This is a genomic window from Streptomyces sp. NPDC055103 (genome assembly GCF_053607625.1).
On sequence record NZ_JBSGTX010000003.1, the window covers coordinates 213,196 to 219,282 of the forward strand.

Annotated in this window: 6 protein-coding genes; 1 reads left to right on the forward strand and 5 read right to left on the reverse strand. The window is 70.0% G+C overall.

Translation table 11 applies throughout. From position 1 onward, the window contains the following. Positions 1–36 precede the first annotated feature (36 nt). The 5 genes from rlmB to ACWFR1_RS04130 all read right to left on the reverse strand — a co-directional run bounded on the left by rlmB (position 37) and on the right by ACWFR1_RS04130 (position 4,661). Positions 37–993, reverse strand: a complete 957-nt coding sequence (gene rlmB, locus ACWFR1_RS04110) for a 23S rRNA (guanosine(2251)-2'-O)-methyltransferase RlmB (protein WP_376411150.1) — start codon at positions 991–993, stop codon at positions 37–39. Between the two features lie 80 nt (positions 994–1,073). Continuing rightward, a complete protein-coding gene (gene cysS, locus ACWFR1_RS04115; RefSeq protein WP_453546205.1) occupies positions 1,074–2,474 on the reverse strand; it encodes a cysteine--tRNA ligase in 1,401 nt (466 codons plus the stop codon). A gap of 65 nt (positions 2,475–2,539) precedes the next feature. Next, positions 2,540–3,055: a 2-C-methyl-D-erythritol 2,4-cyclodiphosphate synthase gene (gene ispF / locus ACWFR1_RS04120; RefSeq protein WP_453546207.1), complete on the reverse strand. Its 516-nt coding sequence runs from the start codon at positions 3,053–3,055 to the stop codon at positions 2,540–2,542. After that, complete coding sequence (gene ispD / locus ACWFR1_RS04125; RefSeq protein ID WP_453546209.1) at positions 3,045–3,794, reverse strand: 2-C-methyl-D-erythritol 4-phosphate cytidylyltransferase; 750 nt, start codon at positions 3,792–3,794, stop codon at positions 3,045–3,047. Before ispD ends, ispF begins: the two co-directional genes overlap by 11 nt. Positions 3,795–4,178: 384 nt before the next feature. Continuing rightward, positions 4,179–4,661 (reverse strand): CarD family transcriptional regulator, encoded by a 483-nt coding sequence (locus ACWFR1_RS04130; RefSeq protein WP_003953493.1) that lies wholly within the window; start codon positions 4,659–4,661, stop codon positions 4,179–4,181. A gap of 650 nt (positions 4,662–5,311) precedes the next feature. Between ACWFR1_RS04130 and ACWFR1_RS04135 the strand changes: the two genes are divergently transcribed. Next, positions 5,312–5,959 carry a DUF461 domain-containing protein gene (locus ACWFR1_RS04135; RefSeq protein ID WP_453546211.1) on the forward strand — a complete coding sequence of 216 codons (648 nt, stop codon included), beginning with the start codon at positions 5,312–5,314 and terminating at the stop codon, positions 5,957–5,959. Positions 5,960–6,087: the final 128 nt, after the last annotated feature.

Sequence of the window (6,087 nt, forward strand, 5' to 3'; positions counted from 1 at the left end):
GGGCCGGGTCGTACGTGGGGGTGTGACGCGGAGGTGTTACGCCATACGGCGGCGGGCCGCCTCGTACAGCACGACACCCGCGGCCACACCGGCGTTGAGCGACTCGGCGCCGCCCGGCATCGGGATGCGGACGCGGTAGTCGCAGGTCTCGCCGACGAGGCGGGACAGGCCCTTGCCCTCGGAGCCGACGACGATGACGACCGGGCCGGACAGCGCCTCCAGCTCGTGGACCTCGTGGTCGCCGTCGGCGGCGAGGCCGACGACCGTGAGACCGGCCTTCTGGTACTGCTCCAGGCAGCGCGTCAGGTTGGTGGCGCGGGCGACCGGGGTACGGGCGGCGGTGCCGGCCGAGGTCTTCCACGCACCGGCGGTCATGCCGGCGGCGCGGCGCTCGGGGACGACCACACCGTGGCCGCCGAAGGCCGCGACGGAGCGGACGACGGCGCCGAGGTTGCGCGGGTCGGTGATGCCGTCGAGGGCGACGATCAGCGGGTCCTCGTTGTCGTCGAAGGCGGCCGCGGCGAGGTCCTCGGGGTGCGCGTACTCGTACGGCGGGACCTGGAGGACGAGACCCTGGTGGTTCAGGTTGTTCGTCATCCGGTCGAGCTCGGGGCGCGGCGCCTCCATGATGTGGATGTTGCCGCGGCCGGTGGCGAGGTTCAGGGCCTCGCGCACGCGCTCGTCGTTGTCGATGAACTGCTGCACGTACAGGGTCGTGGCGGGCACGCCGTCGCGCAGCGCCTCGAAGACCGGGTTGCGGCCGACGACCATCTCGGACGTCCCCTTGCCGCCGCGGCGCGCGACGGGCTTGCGCTTGGCCACGTTCCGGGCCATCGCGTTGGAGACGCGGAACGCCTTGTGGCCCTTGCGGTCGGTGGCCTTGGGTGTCGGGCCCTTGCCTTCGAGGCCCTTGCGCCGCTGGCCACCGCTGCCGACCGTCGCACCCTTCTTGTTGGACGTGCGACGGTTCCTGCGCTGGCTGTTCCCGGCCATGACTACCTGTTTCCTCTATTGCCTGCGTACATAAGTCTGTAACTGAAGTGTGCCGCCCGGAGCCCCGAGCGGCACGTCTTCTAACGGTTGCCCAGCGTCCAGCGGGGGCCGTCGGGGCTGTCCTCGATGGCGAGGCCGGACTGGCTCAGCTGATCGCGGATCGCGTCCGCCGTCGCCCAGTCCTTCCGCTCGCGGGCCGACTCGCGCTGCTGGAGCACGAGCCGTACGAGGGTGTCGACGACGCCGTGGAGCTCTTCGCCGCCACCGGACTCCTCGGCCCAGTGCGGGTCGAGCGGGTCCAGGCCGAGGACGCCGAGCATGGCGCGGACCTCGGCGAGGCGGGCGATGGCCTCGTCCTTGTCGTCCGCGGCGAGGGCGCTGTTGCCCTGGCGGACGGTGGTGTGGATGATCGCGAGCGCGTGGGGCACGCCCAGGTCGTCGTCCATGGCCTCGGCGAAGGCCGGCGGCACCTCGTCGGCGGGGGCGACGGTCGTCCCGGCCTTCTCGGTGGCGCGCTGGATGAAGCCCTCGATGCGGGCGAACGCCGACTCGGCCTCGCGCAGGGACTCCTCGCTGTACTCGATCATCGACCGGTAGTGCGGGGTGCCCAGGTAGTAGCGGAGGACGATGGGGCGCCAGTTCTTGACCATCTCCGACACCAGCACGCTGTTGCCGAGCGACTTCGACATCTTCTCGCCGCTCATGGTGACCCAGGCGTTGTGCACCCAGTACTGCGCGAACTCGTCGCCGAAGGCCTTGGCCTGGGCGATCTCGTTCTCGTGGTGCGGGAAGATCAGGTCGAGGCCGCCGCCGTGGATGTCGAAGGCGGAGCCGAGGTACTTGTGGGCCATGGCCGAGCACTCCAGGTGCCAGCCGGGGCGGCCGCGGCCCCACGGGGTCTCCCAGTCGGGCTCGCCCGGCTTGGTCGCCTTCCACATCGCGAAGTCGCGCGGGTCGCGCTTGCCGGTGATGCCGTCCTCGGTGGGCTGGCGCAGGTCGTCGATGTCCTGGTTGGACAGCTCCAGGTACCCGGGGAAGGAGCGCACGTCGAAGTAGACGCTGCCGTCGGCCTCGTACGCGTGACCGCGCTCGATGAGGCCGCGCATCATCTCGATCATCTCGGGGACGTGCCCGGTGGCGCGGGGCTCGTAGGTGGGCGGCAGGCAACCGAGCGCGTCGTAGCCCGCGTTGAACGCGCGCTCGTTCTCGTACCCGATCGACCACCAGGCGCGGTCCTGGTCGGCGCCCTTGGCGATGATCTTGTCGTCGATGTCGGTGACGTTCCGGATGAACGTGACGTCGTAGCCGCGGTAGGCGAACCAGCGGCGCATGATGTCGAAGTTCAGCCCCGACCGGATGTGGCCGATGTGCGGGGCGGCCTGCACGGTCGCGCCACAGAGGTAGATCGAGACGCAGCCCGGTGTGAGCGGGGTGAAGTCACGGATCTGCCGGGCGCTGGTGTCGTACAGGCGAATAGTCACCACTCCAGGGTAGTGGGCGTGTGGTAGTGCCCCGCGACCTGTTGCGCTATCACGGGGCACGTTTTTCACGGCCTCTGCGGCGATACGGGGTAGACGAGGGCGGTCGCGAGGGCGGCGAGGCCCTCGGCACGGCCCGTCAGACCGAGCCCGTCCGTGGTCGTTCCCGAGACGGAGACGGGTGCGCCGGCCGCCGCGCTCAGCGCCTTCTGCGCCTCGTCGCGGCGCTTGCCGACCTTGGGGCGGACGCCGACGACCTGGACGGCGATGTTCCCGATCTCGTACCCCTCGGCGCGGACGATCCGGGCGGCCTCGGCGAGGAGGGTGACGCCGGCGGCGCCGGACCACTCGGGGCGCGAGGTGCCGAAGTGGGCGCCGAGGTCGCCGATGCCGGCGGCGGAGAAGAGGGCGTCGCAGGCGGCGTGGGCGGCGACGTCGCCGTCGGAGTGCCCGGCGAGGCCGTACTCCTCGCCCTCCCAGAGGAGGCCTGCGCACCAGAGTTCGCGGCCCTTCTCGAAGGCGTGGACGTCCGTGCCGATGCCGGTACGGGGGATCAGGGGGAGGTTCGGCTGCTCAGAAGCCATCGTTGGCCCTCCTGCGGGCGAGTACGGCCTCGGCGAGGACGAGGTCGAGCGGACGGGTCACCTTGAACGCCTCCTCGTGGCCGGGCACGACGACGACGGGCGCGCCGAGCCGCTCGACCATGCCGGCGTCGTCGGTGGCGCCCTCACCCGTGAGGGCGATGGTGGCGTGGGCGTTGACCAGCGTGTCGTGGTCGAAGCCCTGCGGGGTCTGGACGGCGCGGAGGCGGGCGCGGACCGGCGTCGCGACGACCTGCTCGGGGTCTCCCGGCTTCTCGGCCGGCTCGACCTCCTTGACGGTGTCCGCGACGGGCAGCGCGGGGACGACGGCGACGGCCCCGTCCCGTACGGCCTCGATGACGGCGTCCACGGTGTCGACGGGGACCAGGGGGCGGGCCGCGTCGTGGACGAGGACGGTGGTGATGCCCTCGGGCAGCGCCTGGAGGCCCAGGTGGACGGACTCCTGACGGGTGTCGCCGCCGGGGACGACGAGATAGTCCGTCCTCTCGGGGAGGGCGTGGGCGTCGAGGAGGTTCTTGACCTCGGCGGCGCCGTCGTGGGGTGCGACCACGACGACGAGCGAGACCGCGCGGGAGGCGGCCATCGCGCGGACGGCGTGGATCAGCATGGGGGTGCCGCTCAGCGTGCGGAGCGCCTTGGGGGCGCCCGGGCCGAGGCGTACGCCCCGCCCTGCCGCCGGGATCACCACGGCGGTACGAGAAGGACGCGCTTCGTCTGACATCGGTTGCACTCCGGCAGGTTTGTTTCCGCGGCCGACATGGGTATGGCCTCACCGTGCCGGACGCGACGCCTTGACCGGGCCCTTTCCGTGACGACGGTCGAGGCGTTGCCGCGTGAGCACAGGGGTTCGGACGTAACAGGGGGTGCGGGTTCTCTTCAGCGGTACGCACAGGCTTGGCTGACTGTGTGCGTGTAGCCGCGCGTACGCTCCGCATTCGTACGCGAACATGCCGCAGCGCCCGGCAGCAGCACTGTGTGGTTCACAGTGCGCCGGCGGGCACCGCGGCATCGCTTCACTTGGAAGCACGCTCACAACGAAGCGTTCGAAACGAACCGTCCGGAAAGACCGGGACGGTTCGCTCGGAACGATTCAGAGCGCGCTCGCTCAGGACGCGAGGACCTCGTCGAGGAGAGCCTCGGCCTTGTCCTCGTTCGTGTTCTCCGCGAGAGCCAGCTCGCTCACCAGGATCTGCCGAGCCTTTGCAAGCATCCGCTTCTCACCGGCGGACAGCCCGCGCTCGCGCTCCCGACGCCACAGGTCGCGCACTACTTCGGCGACCTTGATGACATCGCCGGAGGCGAGCTTCTCGAGATTTGCCTTGTAGCGCCGGGACCAGTTCGTCGGCTCTTCGGCGTACGGCGCGCGCAGCACCTCGAAGACCCGGTCCAGCCCGTCCTGACCGACTACGTCGCGAACACCGACGAACTCCGCATTGTCCGCCGGTACACGAACCGTCAGGTCGCCCTGCGCGACCTTGAGCACCAAGTAGGTCTTGTCCACGCCTTTGATCTGGCGAGTTTCGATGGCCTCGATCAGCGCGGCCCCGTGATGGGGATAGACCACGGTGTCGCCAACCTTGAACGTCATGTGACAGGTACCCCTTCCGTGGCTATCCAGGGTAACACGGATACAGCTTCTTCTGAATGGCGTTTTCGCAGGTCAGAGCATATCTCGGGGCTTGACAACAGCATCACGAACGTGCTGCGAAGGGCTTCCGGAAGGCGGTATTCGCAGGTCGGAGCGGCTGCGCGGACGGAGGGAAACGCGCGCGTTACACGTACCCGCAACCCCGCCAGGGAGGGACGATGCCCCGGTTTGTCCGGTTCGGAGCGCCCTTCTCCACGTACTCCGTTCGAGGATCGTCCACCCGTACGGATGCATGTCGGGGTGATTCCCGAATTGATCAGTGCGACGACGGTCCGTGATTTTCCGGAGCGGGGACGCGGGGAATGCGGGGCGGCCGTCGAATTGATCAAGGCGGTTATGTGAACAACAGGTCAATGGGTCGAGATCCGGCCACAGTGAGTCGCTCACGGCGACGATCCGGACACCCCTCGGGGCGGGCCGGAGGCCATCCGGGTGGCCGGTCAGACGACCACCGCGGCCGGTTGGGGCCGGTTAGGGGCGGGTCGGGTGCGGGACGGAGAGTGCGGCTCGGTAACCTAAGCGCGCTGACACACCTTTAGCTGGTCCTTAGTCCCCAGACCTGTCCGTTCGTCCTAGGAGATGCCGCCGCCGTGAGCCGCAGCCTTCGACGCGGCGCCCTCGCCGCTACCGCCATCGTGTTCTCCATCGCCGCGCTGTCCGCCTGTGGTGCGGGCAACGACGCGCAGACGCTCGGCGTCAAGCCGGACAACGCGGCCGTCACCGTGGACGACGTCAAGATCCAGAACGCGCTCGTCATCACCCAGCCCCACGAGGGCGTGAAGGGCCCGGCCGTCGTCTCGGCCACCGTCTTCAACAACGGCAACACGCCGCAGACCCTCGACGCGATCACCCTCCCGGGCACGACCGCGACGGTGAAGCTGACGGCCGCCGCGGGTGGCGCCGGCCCGATCACCGTCCCGGCGCTCGGCTCCGTCGTGATCGGCGGCGCGGGCAACGCCACCGCCGTCATCGAGAACGGCAGCGAGGCCGCCAGGAAGGGCGACGCGCAGAAGGTCGTCTTCAAGCTGAGCAAGACCGGTGACGTGGGCCTGAGCGCGTACGTCGTCCCCTCCGACGGCTACTTCAAGGACTTCGGCCCGTCGATCGTCCCCGCTCCCCCGGGCTCCTCCCCGACCGCCTCGGCGTCCGCCGAGGCCGGCGAGGGCGAGCACGGCGCGGCCGAGGGCGGCGAACACGGCGCCGAGCCCTCGGGCGAGGCCACGACCGCCGGTCACTGACCCGCGGCGGCAGAGCACAGCAGTACGTACGTGTGAAGGGGCGCCCCCGGTGGGGGGGGCCCCGTCACACGGACGAACCGTTAGCTTATACACAACAGCCAACCCACGAGGACCAAACCCCAGACCGG